Annotated in this window: 14 protein-coding genes; all 14 read left to right on the forward strand. The window is 71.2% G+C overall.

Annotated features, from left to right (window positions below; all coding sequences use genetic code 11):
* The first annotated feature begins 5 nt into the window (after window positions 1-5).
* The 14 genes from C1708_RS24135 to C1708_RS24200 all read left to right on the forward strand — a co-directional run bounded on the left by C1708_RS24135 (window position 6) and on the right by C1708_RS24200 (window position 16230).
* Window positions 6-1964, forward strand: a complete 1959-nt coding sequence (locus C1708_RS24135; RefSeq protein ID WP_274543359.1) for a peptidoglycan D,D-transpeptidase FtsI family protein — start codon at window positions 6-8, stop codon at window positions 1962-1964.
* A 219-nt stretch (window positions 1965-2183) separates the two neighbouring features.
* The gene (locus tag C1708_RS24140) at window positions 2184-3704 is read left to right on the forward strand and encodes a UDP-N-acetylmuramoyl-L-alanyl-D-glutamate--2,6-diaminopimelate ligase (RefSeq protein ID WP_106414629.1); all 1521 of its coding nucleotides are present in this window, start codon (window positions 2184-2186) and stop codon (window positions 3702-3704) included.
* Window positions 3705-3708: 4 nt separating this feature from the next.
* On the forward strand, window positions 3709-5139 hold the full coding sequence (locus C1708_RS24145) for a UDP-N-acetylmuramoyl-tripeptide--D-alanyl-D-alanine ligase (RefSeq protein ID WP_106414630.1): 1431 nt from the start codon (window positions 3709-3711) through the stop codon (window positions 5137-5139).
* Window positions 5136-6209, forward strand: coding sequence for a phospho-N-acetylmuramoyl-pentapeptide-transferase (gene mraY, locus C1708_RS24150; protein ID WP_106414631.1), 1074 nt, complete (start codon window positions 5136-5138; stop codon window positions 6207-6209). Before C1708_RS24145 ends, mraY begins: the two co-directional genes overlap by 4 nt.
* Window positions 6191-7609 (forward strand): UDP-N-acetylmuramoyl-L-alanine--D-glutamate ligase, encoded by a 1419-nt coding sequence (murD, locus tag C1708_RS24155; RefSeq protein ID WP_106414632.1) that lies wholly within the window; start codon window positions 6191-6193, stop codon window positions 7607-7609. The genes mraY and murD overlap by 19 nt, the downstream gene beginning before the upstream one ends.
* An 86-nt stretch (window positions 7610-7695) precedes the next feature.
* Window positions 7696-9048, forward strand: coding sequence for a putative lipid II flippase FtsW (ftsW, locus tag C1708_RS24160; RefSeq protein WP_106414633.1), 1353 nt, complete (start codon window positions 7696-7698; stop codon window positions 9046-9048).
* Window positions 9049-9054: 6 nt separating this feature from the next.
* Window positions 9055-10149, forward strand: coding sequence for an undecaprenyldiphospho-muramoylpentapeptide beta-N-acetylglucosaminyltransferase (gene murG / locus C1708_RS24165; RefSeq protein WP_106414634.1), 1095 nt, complete (start codon window positions 9055-9057; stop codon window positions 10147-10149).
* Between the two features lie 25 nt (window positions 10150-10174).
* The gene (locus C1708_RS24170; RefSeq protein ID WP_106414635.1) at window positions 10175-10969 is read left to right on the forward strand and encodes a cell division protein FtsQ/DivIB; all 795 of its coding nucleotides are present in this window, start codon (window positions 10175-10177) and stop codon (window positions 10967-10969) included.
* Window positions 10970-11257: 288 nt separating this feature from the next.
* Window positions 11258-12454: a cell division protein FtsZ gene (gene ftsZ, locus C1708_RS24175; protein ID WP_106414636.1), complete on the forward strand. Its 1197-nt coding sequence runs from the start codon at window positions 11258-11260 to the stop codon at window positions 12452-12454.
* Entirely contained in the window at window positions 12451-13179 is a 729-nt protein-coding gene (gene pgeF, locus C1708_RS24180) for a peptidoglycan editing factor PgeF (RefSeq protein ID WP_106414637.1), read from the forward strand. Before ftsZ ends, pgeF begins: the two co-directional genes overlap by 4 nt.
* A gap of 6 nt (window positions 13180-13185) precedes the next feature.
* Window positions 13186-13905 carry a YggS family pyridoxal phosphate-dependent enzyme gene (locus C1708_RS24185; protein WP_106414638.1) on the forward strand — a complete coding sequence of 240 codons (720 nt, stop codon included), beginning with the start codon at window positions 13186-13188 and terminating at the stop codon, window positions 13903-13905.
* A gap of 128 nt (window positions 13906-14033) precedes the next feature.
* Window positions 14034-14675 carry a cell division protein SepF gene (locus tag C1708_RS24190; protein WP_106414639.1) on the forward strand — a complete coding sequence of 214 codons (642 nt, stop codon included), beginning with the start codon at window positions 14034-14036 and terminating at the stop codon, window positions 14673-14675.
* 48 nt (window positions 14676-14723) lie between these two features.
* Window positions 14724-15014 (forward strand): YggT family protein, encoded by a 291-nt coding sequence (locus tag C1708_RS24195; RefSeq protein ID WP_106414640.1) that lies wholly within the window; start codon window positions 14724-14726, stop codon window positions 15012-15014.
* Window positions 15015-15066: 52 nt separating this feature from the next.
* Window positions 15067-16230 carry a DivIVA domain-containing protein gene (locus C1708_RS24200; RefSeq protein WP_106414641.1) on the forward strand — a complete coding sequence of 388 codons (1164 nt, stop codon included), beginning with the start codon at window positions 15067-15069 and terminating at the stop codon, window positions 16228-16230.
* Window positions 16231-16323 lie beyond the last annotated feature (93 nt).

The following is a 16323-nucleotide window of genomic DNA, read 5'->3' on the forward strand; positions in this document are numbered from 1 at the left end:
CGGAAGTGTCCGACAGGCAACCGCCCCGCCGCCGGGTGCCCGGACCCGCCCGGCCCGTCCGTCCGGCCGCCCGCGGCCGCTCCGGCCCCGGCGCCCGCCCGGTCCGCCGGCCCGGAGGACCGCGCCCCGGCACCCCGAAGACCATCCGGCTGGGCAGCCCGCGCCCGCGGCTGCGCCTGGTCGGCGTGGCCCTCACCCTCGTGATGCTCGCGTTCGTCGTCCGCCTGGTGCAGGTCCAGGCCGTCGACGCGAGCACCTACGCCGGCAAGGCCGAGCGCAACCGCTACGTGGGCCAGGTGCTGGCCGCCGAGCGCGGCGAGATCACCGACCGCAACGGTGTCGCCCTCGCCACCAGCGAGGACGCCTACGACATCACCGCCGACCCCACGATGTTCGCCCCCGACGAACTGGAGATCGACGACGGGCCGGAGCAGGCCGCGGCGCTGCTCGCCCCCATCCTCGGCGCGGACCAGGAGGACCTGGTCCGCAAGCTGCGCCCGGACAACCCGTCGCTGCGCTACGTGAAGCTGGCCGGCCGGCAGACCCCTCAGGTCTGGAAGCAGATCAAGGACCTCAAGGCCGCCCTGGCCTCCAAGGCCGAGACCGACACGTCGACCGTCAACGTGCTGGCCGGCGTCTTCTCCGTGCCCACCAGCAAGCGCGTGTACCCGAACAACGAGCTCGCCGCCGGGATACTGGGCTGGGTCAACGCCGAGGGCAAGGGCAGCGGCGGCATCGAGCTCCAGCTCGACAAGCGGCTGGCCGGCGAGGACGGCAAGATCCGCTACGCCCAGTCCGGCGGCCGTCTGGTGCCCACCGCGGGCTCCACGGAGACCCCGGCCGTGCCCGGCGACGACATCGAGCTCACCATCGACCGCGACATCCAGTGGGCGGCGCAGAACGCCATCAGCGAGCAGGTGGAGGAGTCCGCGGCCGACCGCGGCTACGTCATCGTGCAGGACACCCGCACCGGCGAGGTCCTGGCGATGGCCAACGCCCCCGGCTTCGACCCCAACGACCTGTCCGCCGCCGACCCGAGGACGCTCGGCAACGCCGCCCTCCAGGACGCCTTCGAACCGGGCTCCACGGCCAAGGTGCTGTCCATGGCGGCCGTGCTGGAGGAGAACGTCGCCACCCCCGGCACCCATGTCGTGGTGCCCAACCGGCTGCACCGGGGCGACCGGCTGTTCAAGGACGACATCGACCACCCGACCTGGTACCTGACGCTCAACGGCGTCCTCGCCAAGTCCAGCAACATCGGCACCATCCTCGCCACCGGCCAGCTCGGCAGGACCCAGGCCCAGGCCAACAAGGTGCTGTACGACTACATGCGCGAGTTCGGCCTCGGCAGCCACACCGGACTGGACTTCCCGGGCGAGACCAAGGGCATCCTGGCCCCGCCCGACCAGTGGTCCACCTCGCAGCAGTACACGATTCCTTTCGGCCAGGGCGTGTCCGTCAACGCGATGCAGGCCGCCTCCATCTACTCGACCATCGCCAACGGCGGCGTCCGCGTCGAACCCACCCTCGTCCGCGGCTCCAAGGGGCCCGACGGGCGCTTCACGCCCGCTCCGAAGCCGGAGCGGACACGGGTCGTCAGCGAGAAGACGGCGAAGACCCTCGCGCAGATGCTGGAGTCGGTCGTCGACGACGAGGAGGGCACCGGCACCAAGGCGCGCATCCCGGGCTACCGGGTCGCGGGCAAGACCGGTACGGCGAACCGCGTGGATCCGGCCACCGGCAAGTACCACGGCTACACCTCGTCCTTCGCCGGCTTCGCGCCCGCCGACAAGCCCCGGATCACCGTCTACTGCGTCATCCAGAACGCCACCCAGGGCAGCTACTTCGGTGGCCAGATCTGCGGCCCCGTCTTCAAGCAGGTCATGGCGTTCGCCCTGAAGAGCCTCCAGGTGCCGCCCACCGGCGCCGCCCCCGCCGCCCTGCCGGTCACCTTCGAGCCCTGATCCCGTACCGAGCACCGAGCCACCAGGAACCACCTCGTGACAACGATCACCCCCGGCCCGGGGAACCACCACACCCCCCGCCCCTCGCCCGACCGCCGCCCGCCCCCGCCCGACCGCACCGCGCGCGGCCCCCTCTTTTCCCCGCCGGCCGGTACGCCCGGTACGCTCACCGCCGTGCCACACGCTGATCAGTCCCAAACCACCCAGAAGGGCCAACCCGTGACATATCCGGGGCCGCCCCGTCCGGACCAGGTCTCCGCCACACCGCTCGCGGAACTCGCCGGTCAGCTGGGTGTCCCCGCACCCGCGCAGGCCGCCGAGGTCACGGGCATCACCCATGACTCGCGCGCCGTCCGGCCCGGGGACCTGTACGCCGCGCTTCCCGGCGCCCGCGCCCACGGCGCCGACTTCGTCACCCAGGCCGCCGGCCTCGGCGCCGCCGCCGTGCTCACCGACCCGGCGGGCGCCGAACGCGTCGCCGCGACCGGTCTGCCCGCGCTGGTGGTGGACGACCCGCGGGCGCGGATGGGCGAACTGGCCGCCACCATCTACGGCCACCCCGGTCGCGATCTGCTCCAGATCGGCATCACCGGCACCTCCGGCAAGACCACCACCGCCTACCTCGTCGAGGGTGGTCTGCGGACCGTCCGCAGCACGGGACTGATCGGCACGGTCGAGATGCGCATCGGCGACGAGCGCATCAAGTCCGAGCGCACCACGCCCGAGGCCACCGACCTCCAGGCGCTGTTCGCGGTCATGCGCGAGCGCGGCACCGAGGCCGTGGCCATGGAGGTCTCCAGCCACGCCCTGGTCCTCGGCCGGGTCGACGGCTGCGTCTTCGACATCGCCGTCTTCACCAACCTCAGCCCGGAGCACATGGAGTTCCACTCCGGGATGGAGGACTACTTCCAGGCCAAGGCGCAGCTGTTCACGCCCGCCCGCAGCCGGCTCGGCGTGGTCAACGCGGACGACGAGTACGGCCGCCGCCTGGTCAAGGAGGCCGGCGTCCCGGTCGTCACGTACTCCGCCGAGGGGCACCCGGACGCCGACTGGCGCGCCGAGGACGTCCACGTCGGCCCGCTGGACTCGACGTTCACCGTGGTCGGGCCGGGCGGCGAGCGGATCACCGCCCGCTCGCCGCTGCCCGGCCCGTTCAACGTGGCCAACACCCTGGCCGCGGTCGTCGCGCTGGCCGCCGCCGGACTCGACCCGCAGTCCGCCGCCGACGGCGTCGCCGCCGTGCCGGGCGTGCCCGGCCGCCTGGAGCGCGTCGACGAGGGACAGCCCTACCTGGCGGTCGTGGACTACGCGCACAAGACGGACGCCGTGGAGTCGGTGCTGCGCGCCCTGCGCAAGGTGACCGAGGGCCGGGTGCACGTCGTGCTCGGCTGCGGCGGCGACCGTGACGTCACCAAGCGGGAGCCGATGGGCGCGGCCGCCGCGCGGCTCGCCGACACCGCCGTACTGACCTCCGACAACCCCCGCTCCGAGGACCCGCTGGCGATCCTGGCCACGATGCTCCAGGGCGCGGCCTCGGTGCCGTCCCACCAGCGCGGCGAGGTCCAGGTCTTCGAGGACCGGGCCGCCGCGATCGCCGCCGCCGTCGCCCGGGCCGAGCCCGGCGACACCGTGCTGGTCGCCGGCAAGGGCCACGAGCTGGGACAGGACATCGCCGGGGTGGTGCGTCCGTTCGACGACCGCCAGGTGCTTCGCGAAGCCATCAAGAAGACCCAGGGATGAACTTGTGATCGCCCTCTCCCTCGCCGAGATCGCAGAAGTCGTCGGCGGGCAGACGCACGACATACCGGACCCCTCCGTCCGGGTCACCGGCGAGGTGGTCCGGGACTCGCGGGAGGCGGGTCCGGGCAGCCTCTTCGTCGCCTTCGTCGGCGAGCGCGTGGACGGCCACGACTTCGCGGCCCAGGTCGTCGAGGCGGGCGCGGTCGCCGTGCTCGCCTCCCGGCCGGTCGGGGTGCCCGCGATCGTCGTGGAGGACGTCCAGGCCGCCCTCGGGGCCCTCGCCCGGCACGTCGTCGCCCGGCTCGGCGCCACCCCCGTCGCCCTCACCGGGTCGGCCGGCAAGACCAGCACCAAGGACCTCATCGCCCAGGTGCTGCGCAGCAAGGCCCCCACCGTCTTCACGCCCGGCTCCCTCAACAACGAGATCGGGCTGCCGCTGACCGCGCTCACCGCCACCGAGGAGACGAAGTTCCTCGTGCTGGAGATGGGGGCGCGCGGCATCGGCCACATCCGCTACCTCACCGGACTGACCCCGCCGAGGATCGGCCTCGTGCTGAACGTCGGCTCCGCGCACATCGGCGAGTTCGGCGGCCGCGAGCAGATCGCCCAGGCCAAGGGCGAGCTCGTGGAGGCGCTGCCGCCGGCCGAGGAGGGGGGCGTCGCGATCCTCAACGCGGACGACCCCTACGTCCGTGCCATGGCCACCCGTACGAAGGCGAAGGTGATCTTTTTCGGAGAGTCCGGCGAAGCGGACGTCTCCGCCGAGAACGTGCGACTCACGGACAGCGGACAGCCCTCCTTCAGGCTTCACACACCCTCCGGTGCAAGTGATGTGACCATGCGCCTGTACGGTGAGCATCACGTGTCGAACGCGCTCGCCGCGGCCGCCGTCGCCCACGAGCTGGGCATGTCCGCAGACGAGATCGCCCGCGCGCTCTCCGAGGCGGGCTCCCTCTCCCGCTGGCGCATGGAGGTCACCGAGCGACCGGACGGCGTGACGGTCGTCAACGACGCCTACAACGCGAACCCCGAGTCCATGAAGGCCGCGCTGCGTGCGCTGGCGGCCATGGGTGAAGCCTCACGGGCACGAGGGGGACGTACGTGGGCGGTGCTCGGCAAGATGGCCGAGCTCGGGGACGAGGCGCTCGCCGAGCACGACGCGGTCGGACGGCTCGCCGTCCGGCTCAACGTCAGCAAGCTCGTCGCGGTCGGGGGCAGGGAAGCCGCCTGGCTGCAACTGGGCGCATATAACGAGGGTTCGTGGGGTGAGGAGTCGGTGCACGTGTCCGACGCACAGGCGGCGGTCGACCTGTTGCGCAGCGAATTGCGCCCGGGGGATGTCGTACTCGTGAAGGCGTCCCGTTCGGTCGGGCTCGAGAGCGTGGCGCAGGCGCTGCTCGAGACCGGTGCCGAGGGTGAGGTCGCCGCCCGATGATGAATCAGATCCTGTTCGCAGGAGTCATTGGCCTCTTCCTGACGCTGGTCGGCACGCCGCTGCTGATCAAGCTGCTCGCCCGCAAGGGATACGGGCAGTACATCCGTGACGACGGCCCGCGCGAGCACGCCAGCAAGCGCGGTACGCCGACGATGGGCGGCATCGCCTTCATCCTGGCGACGGTCGCCGCCTACTTCCTGTCCAAGGTGATCACCGGCAAACCCCCCACGTTCTCGGGTCTGTTGGTGCTCGGCCTCATGGTGGGCATGGGCCTGGTCGGCTTCCTCGACGACTACATCAAGATCGTCAAGCGGCGTTCGCTCGGTCTGCGGGCCAAGGCGAAGATGGCCGGCCAGCTGATCGTCGGCATCGCCTTCGCGGTGCTCTCGCTGCAGTTCGCGGACTCCCGCGGCAACACCCCGGCCTCCACGAAGCTGTCGTTCATCACGGACTTCGGCTGGACCATCGGCCCGGTGCTGTTCGTGCTCTGGGCGCTGTTCATGATCCTCGCGATGTCGAACGGCGTGAACCTGACCGACGGTCTGGACGGTCTGGCCACCGGTGCCTCCGTGCTCGTCTTCGGCGCCTACACCTTCATCGGCGTCTGGCAGTTCCAGGAGTCCTGCGCCAACGGCGAGACGCTGACCAACCCGGGCGCCTGCTACGAGGTGCGCGACCCGCTCGACCTCGCCGTGGTCTCCGCCGCGCTGATGGGTTCCTGCCTCGGCTTCCTGTGGTGGAACACCTCCCCGGCCAAGATCTTCATGGGCGACACCGGTTCGCTGGCGCTCGGCGGCGTGCTCGCGGGTCTCGCGATCTGCTCGCGCACCGAGCTGCTGCTCGCCATCCTCGGCGGCCTGTTCGTCCTCATCACGATGTCGGTGGTCATCCAGGTCGGTTCGTTCCGGCTCACCGGTAAGCGGGTCTTCCGGATGGCCCCGCTCCAGCACCACTTCGAACTCAAAGGCTGGTCCGAGGTCCTTGTGGTGGTCCGCTTCTGGATCATCCAGGGCATCTGCGTGATCGTCGGACTCGGCCTCTTCTACGCGGGATGGGCAGCGGACAAGTGACCGACTGGCAGGGCAAGCACGTCACCGTCGCGGGGCTCGGCGTCTCCGGCGTCCCGGCGGCCAAGGCGCTCCACGGACTCGGCGCGAAGGTCACCGTCGTCAACGACGGCGACGACGCCCGCGCCCGCGAGCAGGCCGCGGAACTGGAGTCGCTCGGCGTCACCGTCCGTCTCGGGGACGGCGCCACCCTGCCCGACGGCACCGAACTGATCGTCACCGCGCCCGGCTGGAAGCCGGACAAGCCGCTGTTCGCGGCGGCGGACGCGGCCGGGGTGCCGGTGTGGGGCGACGTCGAACTCGCCTGGCGGCTCAGGAAGCCCGGGGCGGCGGACTGGCTCGCGGTCACCGGCACCAACGGCAAGACCACCACCGTGCAGATGCTCGCCTCCATCCTGGAGGCGGCAGGCCTGCGCACCGCCGCCGTCGGCAACATCGGCGTCTCCCTCCTCGACGCGGTCCTCGGCGACGAGGAGTACGACGTGCTCGCCGTGGAGCTGTCCAGCTACCAGCTCCACTGGGCGCCCTCCCTGCGCGCCCACTCCGCCGCCGTCCTCAACCTGGCGCCCGACCACCTCGACTGGCACGGCTCCATGGAGGCGTACGCCAGGGACAAGGGCCGTGTCTACGAGGGAAACCGGGTCGCCTGCGTCTACAACGCGGCCGACAAGGCCACCGAGGACCTGGTCCGTGAGGCCGACGTGGAGGAGGGCTGCCGGGCGGTCGGCTTCACCCTCGGCACCCCGGGTCCCTCCCAACTCGGCGTCGTGGAGGGCCTGCTGGTCGACCGCGCCTTCGTGGAGAACCGGCACAAGAACGCCCAGGAGCTCGCCGAGGTCTCCGACGTGAAGCCGGCGGCCCCGCACAACATCGCCAACGCCCTCGCCGCGGCGGCCCTCGCGCGCGCCTACGGGGTGCCCGCGAGCGCCGTACGGGACGGTCTGCGGAACTTCACCCCGGACGCCCACCGCATCGCGCACGTGGCCGACGTGGACGGCGTGGCCTGGGTCGACGACTCCAAGGCCACCAACACCCACGCCGCGCAGGCCTCGTTGGCCGCGTACGACTCCGTGGTGTGGATCGCGGGCGGACTCGCCAAGGGCGCCACCTTCGACGAACTCGTCGCCGCGTCGGCGAAGCGGCTGCGCGGCGCCGTGCTGATCGGCCGGGACCGCGCCCTGATCCGCGAAGCCCTCGCGCGACACGCCCCCGAAGTCCCCGTGGTCGACCTCGAGCGGACCGACACTGGGACGATGCTCCAGGCCGTCCGGGAGGCGCGGCGGCTGGCACGCCCCGGTGACACGGTGCTGCTGGCCCCGGCCTGCGCCTCGATGGACATGTTCGCCAACTACAACAAGCGCGGTGACGCGTTCGCACAGGCGGTGCGCGAGCTCGGCGCCTGACCCCGGCCGCCCCGGCGCCGGGCGACCCTGGGAGGGACGCGTGGGACCGTCCGAGACCTGTTGGCCGGCGTACCGCGGAGGTCGTGATGTCCAGTAGCCGTACCGGCCGGCCGCCCGTCCAGCGGGCCGCCCGGCGCCCCGTCGTGCCCCGCCCCCCGCGCGAGAATCCCCTGCGCACCCTGGTGACCCGGGCGCGCAGGGCCTGGGACCGGCCGCTGACCGCGTACTACGTCATCCTCGGCGGCAGCCTGCTGATCACCGTGCTGGGCCTGGTGATGGTCTACTCGGCCTCCCAGATCACGGCGCTGCAGATGTCGCTGCCCGGCTCGTACTTCTTCCGCAAGCAGCTGCTGGCCGCCGTGATCGGCGCCGTGCTGCTGCTGGCGGCCTCCCGGATGCCGGTGAAGCTGCACCGGGCGCTCGCCTACCCCATCCTCGCGGGAGCCGTCGTCCTGATGGCCCTGGTGCAGGTGCCGGGGATAGGGGTCGCGGTCAACGGCAACCAGAACTGGATCGCCCTCGGCGGCTCCTTCCAGCTCCAGCCCAGCGAGTTCGGCAAGCTGGCGCTGGTGCTGTGGGGCGCCGACCTGCTCGCCCGCAAACAGGACAAGCGGCTGCTGGCCCAGTGGAAGCACATGCTGGTGCCGCTGGTGCCGGCCGCGTTCATGCTGCTCGGGCTGATCATGCTCGGCGGCGACATGGGCACCGCCATCATCCTCACCGCGATCCTCTTCGGCCTCCTGTGGCTGGCGGGGGCGCCGACCCGGCTGTTCGCCGGGGTGCTGGCGGTCGCCGTGGTGCTCGCCGCGATCCTCATCCGCACCAGCGAGAACCGCATGGCCCGGCTCGCCTGTCTCGGCGCCACCGAGCCGCAGACCGGTCCGGTCGACTGCTGGCAGGCCGTGCACGGCATCTACGCCCTGGCGTCCGGCGGGATCTTCGGCTCCGGACTCGGTGCGAGTCTGGAGAAGTGGGGCGAACTGCCCGAAGCGCACACGGACTTCATCTTCGCCGTCACCGGTGAGGAACTGGGCCTGGCGGGGACGCTGTCGGTGCTCGCCCTGTTCGCCGCTCTAGGCTATGCGGGTATCCGCGTGGCCGGACGCACGGAGGACCCCTTCGTCAGGTATGCCGCGGGAGGCGTGACCACCTGGATCACGGCGCAGGCCGTGATCAACATCGGTGCGGTGCTCGGCTTGCTGCCGATCGTCGGAGTCCCGCTCCCGCTGTTCTCCTACGGCGGGTCCGCCCTGCTGCCGACCATGTTCGCCGTCGGGCTGCTGATCGCTTTCGCGCGTGAGGACCCCGCAGCGCGGATGGCGCTTGCGATGCGGCAACCCCGCTTTGGTAAAAAGCGGATCAGGGGTTCTCAGCGGCCCCGGAGATGGAACACGATGCGACGGCGTGCCCCGGGGGCGCGTTCGTCCGGAGAGCGGTGAATTTCGGTGCATGTCGTACTCGCCGGCGGAGGAACCGCGGGCCACATCGAGCCCGCGCTCGCCCTCGCGGACGCGCTGCGCAGGCAGGATCCGACCGTGGGCATCACGGCCCTGGGCACGGAGCGAGGCCTGGAGACCCGTCTCGTACCCGAGCGCGGGTACGAACTGGCGCTGATTCCCGCCGTTCCGCTGCCACGCAAGCCGACCCCCGAACTGATCACCGTCCCGGGACGGCTGCGCGGCACCATCAAGGCGACCGAGCAGATCCTGGAGCGCACCCGGGCCGACGTGGTGGTCGGCTTCGGCGGCTACGTCGCCCTGCCCGGCTACCTCGCGGCCAAGCGGCTCGGCGTGCCGATCGTCATCCACGAGGCCAACGCCCGCCCCGGCCTCGCCAACAAGATCGGTTCCCGGTACGCCGCCCAGGTCGCCGTCGCCACCCCGGACAGCAAGCTGCGCAACGCGCGCTACATCGGCATCCCGCTGCGGCACTCCATCGCCACCCTCGACCGGGCCGCCGTACGCCCCGAGGCGCGCGCCGCGTTCGGCCTCGACCCCAACCTGCCGACCCTGCTGGTCTCGGGCGGTTCGCAGGGCGCCCGCCGGCTCAACGAGGTGGTCCAGCAGGTCGCCCCGTGGCTGCAGCAGGCCGGCATCCAGATCCTGCACGCGGTGGGCCCGAAGAACGAACTGCCGCAGGTGCAGCAGATGCCGGGCATGCCCCCCTACATCCCGGTAAGTTACCTGGACCGGATGGACCTCGCGTACGCCGCGGCCGACATGATGCTCTGCCGCGCGGGCGCGATGACCGTCGCCGAACTCTCCGCCGTCGGGCTCCCGGCCGCCTACGTCCCGCTGCCCATCGGCAACGGCGAACAGCGGCTCAACGCCCAGCCGGTGGTGAAGGCCGGCGGCGGACTGCTGGTCGACGACGCGGACCTCACCCCCGAGTGGGTGCAGCAGAACGTCCTGCCCGTGCTCGCCGACCCGCACCGGCTGTACGAGATGTCCCGCGCCGCGAGCGAGTTCGGCCGCCGGGACGCCGACGACCTGCTCGTCGGCATGGTGCACGAGGCGATCGCCGCCCGTGCCCACAGGTAGAGGCATGTGACGGAAGGCAGGGGACGTGGCCGGATCGACGACCGCCGAGCGCGGTGGACGCAAGCGGGAGTCGTCCGGCCCGCCACCCGTACGAGCCGTACGGCGACGGCGTCTTCGTCTGATCATCGCATCGGCGGTCGTCCTCCTGTTCCTCGGCAGCGGCGCCTTCTGGCTGCTGTACGGCTCCGATCTGGTCCGCGTCGAGCGGGTCTCGGTGTCCGGGACCGCCGTACTGACTCCGGACCAGGTGCGCGAGGCGGCCGACGTGCCGCTCGGGGAACAGCTCGTCTCCGTCGACACCGGGGCCATCGAGAAGCGGGCCGCCGAGGCGCTGCCCCGGATCGACACCATCGACGTGGTCCGCTCCTGGCCCGACGGGATCGAGCTCGAGGTCACCGAACGCACCGCCGTCCTCCTCGTCCGCCAGGGCGGCAGGTTCGTCGAAGTGGACGACGACGGCGTCCGGTTCGCCACCGTCGCCGAGGCGCCCGAGGGGGTGCCCGCGCTGGAGATGGACCTCTCCCGTTCCGGTTCCGCGGCGGCCAGCCTCCGCCGCTTCGGCGAGGACCGTCTGGTGCGGGAGGCGGTGCGCGTGGCCGGCTCCGTCCCCGAGTCCCTGGCGTCCGGGACCCGCAGCGTCAAGGTCCGTTCCTACGACGACATCTCGCTGGAACTGGAGGACGGCCGTACCGTCGACTGGGGCAGCAGTGAGCAAGGGGCGCGGAAGGGGCGCGCCCTCACCGCGCTGATGAAAGCGGAGCCCGGCGCACGGCACTTCGACGTCAGCGTTCCCAGCGCCCCCGCGTCATCAGGGAGTTGACGCACATCAGCGCAGGCCAGCACCCTGGTTGGGCAGCGACACGGCTGATCACATAGGGTGAAAAGAAAAACGGGAGGTTCGGCGTGTTCGTTGAACGTGCGCCACGTGTCGACTTAGTGTCCTGTTCAGAAGACTCCAGGGAACAGACACACTGGTAACCCTAAACTTCAACGTTAGGGTTCGGGTCGGCGATACGGACCGTCCCATTCGGCATCAGTCGTCGGGTCGCGGGGCAGCAGGTGCTCCGGCGCTCCGGCGACACGTAACTCGAGGCGAGAGGCCTTCGACGTGGCAGCACCGCAGAACTACCTCGCAGTCATCAAAGTCATCGGTGTCGGCGGCGGTGGTGTCAATGCCATCAACCGGATGATCGAGGTCGGTCTCAAGGGCGTCGAGTTCATCGCCATCAACACCGACGCGCAGGCGCTGTTGATGAGCGACGCCGACGTCAAGCTCGACGTCGGCCGTGAACTCACCCGCGGACTCGGCGCCGGAGCGAACCCGGCCGTCGGCCGCAAGGCCGCCGAGGACCACCGCGAGGAGATCGAGGAGGTCCTCAAGGGGGCCGACATGGTCTTCGTGACGGCCGGTGAAGGCGGCGGCACCGGCACCGGCGGCGCGCCCGTCGTGGCCAACATCGCCCGTTCTCTCGGTGCTCTCACCATCGGCGTGGTCACGCGCCCGTTCACCTTCGAGGGACGGCGCCGCGCGAACCAGGCCGAGGACGGCATCGCGGAGCTCCGCGAAGAGGTCGACACCCTCATCGTGATCCCCAACGACCGGCTGCTGTCCATCTCCGACCGCCAGGTGTCGGTTCTCGACGCCTTCAAGTCGGCGGACCAGGTCCTGCTCTCCGGTGTGCAGGGCATCACCGACCTCATCACCACCCCCGGCCTCATCAACCTCGACTTCGCCGACGTCAAGTCGGTCATGTCCGAGGCGGGTTCGGCCCTCATGGGCATCGGCTCGGCCCGCGGCGACGACCGCGCGGTGGCCGCGGCCGAAATGGCCATCTCCTCCCCGCTGCTGGAGGCGTCCATCGACGGCGCCCGCGGGGTGCTGCTCTCCATCTCCGGCGGCTCCGACCTCGGCCTGTTCGAGATCAACGAGGCCGCCCAGCTGGTCAGCGAGGCCGCCCACCCGGAAGCCAACATCATCTTCGGCGCGGTGATCGACGACGCCCTCGGCGACGAGGTCCGGGTCACCGTCATCGCCGCCGGCTTCGACGGCGGCCAGCCGCCCGCCAAGCGGGACAACGTCCTCGGCTCCTCCTCGGTCAAGCGCGAGGAGCCCGCCCCGGCCGCCCGGCCGGAGAGCCGCCCCTCCTTCGGCTCGCTCGGCAGCGTCACGCCGAAGGAGGACCCGGAGCCGGCCCCGGCCCCCGAACCCGTGGCCGACATCCCGGCCGTCCAGCCCCCCGTCCCGCCGTCCCGGAGCTACGACAGCGCGGCCGAGGAACTGGACGTCCCGGACTTCCTGAAGTGATAGGACAGCGCGGACACGTGAGCGGCGCGCACTTCGGCTTCACCGACCGGTGGGGCGGGGTGAGCGCCGCTCCGTATGAGGAGCTCAACCTCGGGGGCGCGGTCGGGGACGACCCCGAAGCCGTGCGCGCCAACCGGGACCTGGCCGCCAAGGCGCTCGGCGTCGACCCGGCCCGCGTGGTCTGGATGAACCAGGTGCACGGGGCCGACGCGGTCGTCGTCGACGAGCCGTGGGGCGACCGCCCCGTGCCCGAGGTGGACGCGATCGTCACCGCGCGGCGCGGACTCGCCCTCGCCGTGCTCACCGCCGACTGCGTGCCGGTGCTGCTGGCCGACCCCGTGGCGGGCGTCGTGGCCGCGGCGCACGCGGGCCGGCCCGGACTGGTCGCCGGCGTGGTCCCGGCCGCCGTACGGGCCATGACCGGTCTGGGCGCGGACCCGGCCCGGATCGTCGCGCGCACCGGACCCGCGGTGTGCGGCCGGTGCTACGAGGTGCCCGAGGAGATGCGCGCCGACGTGGCCGCGGCCGAGCCGGCGGCGTACGCCGAGACCGGCTGGGGCACCCCGGCGGTCGACGTCGTCGCGGGTGTGCACGCGCAACTCGAGCGGCTGGGCGTCTTCGCCCGCGAGCGCTCGCCCGTGTGCACACGGGAGTCGGACGATCACTTCTCGTACCGCCGTGACCGCACCACCGGGCGGCTCGCGGCTTATGTGTGGCTGGACTGATGGGACATGAAGGACCGTAAGGACGAACTCGCAGCGAACCTGGCGAGAGTGGAGGAGCGGATCGCCGCCGCGTGCGACGCGGCCGGTCGCGGACGTGACGAAGTGACGCTGATCGTGGTCACCAAGACCTGGCCCGCGGGCGACGTGCGCATCCTCTCCGAGCTCGGCGTGCGGCACGTCGCCGAGAACCGCGACCAGGACGCCGCCCCGAAGGCGGCGGCATGCGCGGATCTGCCCCTTTCGTGGCATTTCGTCGGTCAGCTCCAGACCAACAAAGTGCGTTCGGTGGTCGGTTATGCCGATGTCGTGCAGTCTGTCGACCGTGCCCGTCTTGTGTCGGCGCTCTCCAAGGAGGCCGTCCGGGCCGGGCGCGAGGTCGGCTGCCTCATCCAGGTGGCGTTCGACGCCGGCGTCGACGGCCGGGGCGAGCGCGGCGGCGTGGCGCCCCCGGGCGTCGCGGAGCTGGCCGACCTGGTGGCCGGGGCCGAGGGGCTGCGGCTGGACGGCCTGATGACCGTCGCACCGCTCACCGGGGAGTACGCCGGCCGTCAACAGGCGGTCTTCGAGCGGTTGATGGATCTGTCGACCGACCTGCGCCGGACCCATCCGGCTGCGAACATGGTCTCGGCAGGGATGAGCGCGGACCTCGAACAGGCCGTGGCCGCCGGAGCGACACATGTGCGCGTCGGCAGCGCGGTACTCGGAGTCCGCCCCAGGCTCGGGTAACGTCGCCAAGAAGTCGGACCACAGCAGAAAATATGGTCATTTCCGCCCAATGGCGGAGCAAGGACCCAGTGGATCGCGGGCACTTGGCGGTCGTCAGCGGATCCACCACAGAGCGGAGGACTCGAAGCATGGCCGGCGCGATGCGCAAGATGGCGGTCTACCTCGGCCTCGTGGAGGACGATGGGTACGACGGCCGCGGATTCGACCCAGACGACGATTTCGAACCGGAACTCGACCCGGAGCCGGAGCGGGACCACCGGCGGCACGAGTCGTCGCACCAGTCCCACGGCGCACATCAGCCCCAAAGGGACGAAGAGGTACGAGTCGTTCACCCACCCGCGCCCCGCGAACCGGTGTCCCGTTCCGCTTCGCTGCCCGCGGAATCGCCACGCCCGGCGCGGATCGCGCCCGTGGCATCCATCACACAAGAACGCGCCAGCCTGGAGAAGAACGCACCGGTGATCATGCCCAAGGTCGTGTCGGAACGAGAGCCTTACCGGATCACCACGCTCCACCCCCGGACCTACAACGAGGCCCGTACCATCGGGGAACACTTCCGTGAGGGCACTCCGGTGATCATGAATCTGACTGAGATGGACGACACAGACGCGAAGCGACTTGTCGACTTTGCGGCCGGTTTGGTGTTTGGTCTTCACGGCAGTATCGAGCGGGTGACGCAGAAGGTGTTCCTGTTGTCGCCTGCTAACGTCGATGTCACGGCGGAGGACAAGGCCCGCATCGCAGAGGGCGGGTTCTTCAACCAGAGCTGAGACGCAGGACCGGACAAGAGCGGCACAGGGGAGAGGGAAGAACAGACCATGAGCGTGTTCGCGCAGGTGATCTACATCGCGCTGATGGTGTTCCTCATCGTGCTGATCTTCCGTTTGGTCATGGATTACGTGTTCCAGTTCGCCCGCTCATGGCAACCCGGCAAGGCGATGGTGGTCGTCCTGGAGGCCACCTACACTGTCACCGATCCACCGCTGAAGCTTCTGCGGCGGTTCATCCCGCCGCTGCGTCTCGGGGGCGTGGCGCTCGACCTGTCCTTCTTCGTACTGATGATCATCGTCTACGTCCTCATCTCGATCGTGGGCAATCTCGCGAGGTGACAGTGGACGATACGGTCTTGCCGACTGCCGATGACTACGTTGAGGTGAAGAGATGCCGTTGACCCCCGAGGACGTGCGGAACAAGCAGTTCACGACCGTCCGCCTCCGAGAAGGCTATGACGAGGACGAGGTCGATGCCTTCCTCGACGAGGTCGAAGCCGAACTGACGCGCCTGCTCCGCGAGAACGAGGACCTGCGCGCCAAGCTGGCCGCGGCCACCCGCGCCGCCGCCCAGAACCAGCAGAACATGCGCAAGCCTCCGGAGGGGCCGGACCAGCAGCAACAGCAGGGTCCGCCTCCCGGCATGCCGCAGCAGGGCATGCGAGGTCCCGGTGGTCCGGTGCCCGCCGGCATATCGGGCCCGCCGCAGCAGCAGATGGGCGGCCCCATGGGTGGCCCGCCCCAGCTGCCGAGCGGTGCTCCTCAGCTGCCCGCCGGCCCCGGCGGACAGGGCGGCCCGCAGGGTCCCGGCCCCATGGGCCAGGGTCCCGGGCCGATGGGCCAGGGCGGCCCGATGGGCCAGGGCGGCCCGATGCAGGGGCAGATGGGCCCTGGCGGCCCGATGGGCGGTCCCATGGGCGGTCCCGGTCTCCCCGGTCAGGGGGGCCCCGGTGGCGACAGCGCCGCGCGCGTCCTGTCGCTGGCCCAGCAGACCGCCGACCAGGCGATCGCGGAGGCCCGTTCCGAGGCCAACAAGATCGTGGGCGAGGCGCGTTCGCGTGCCGAGGGTCTCGAGCGTGACGCCCGTGCCAAGGCCGACGCCCTGGAGCGGGACGCGCAGGAGAAGCACCGTGTCGCGATGGGCTCCCTGGAGTCCGCCCGCGCCACGCTGGAGCGCAAGGTCGAGGACCTGCGCGGCTTCGAGCGCGAGTACCGCACGCGGCTGAAGTCCTACCTGGAGTCGCAGCTGCGTCAGCTGGAGACCCAGGCGGACGACTCGCTCGCCCCGCCGCGCCAGCCCGCGAGCGCGGCTCCGTCCCTCCCGCCGTCCCCGGCGCCCTCGATGGCCCCGGCCGGCGCGGGTGCCTCGTCCTACGGCAACCAGGGGATGGGCGGCGGCCCCGGCGGCCAGTCCGGACCGTCGTACGGCGGTCAGCAGCAGATGCAGCCGGCGATGACCCAGCCCATGGCTCCGGTCCGTCCGCAGGGCCCGTCGCCGATGGGTCAGGCACCCTCGCCGATGCGTGGCTTCCTGATCGACGAGGACGACAACTGACGGCCCCGCGGTCATAGGTACGGCGTAGAAGTCGGCAGCGTTCAGGGCGGGGCCCCGGGTTCACCAACCCGGGGCCCCGCCCTTGTGCTACGC

This window comes from Streptomyces sp. DH-12 (assembly GCF_002899455.1).
Classification (GTDB): Bacteria; Actinomycetota; Actinomycetes; order Streptomycetales; family Streptomycetaceae; genus Streptomyces.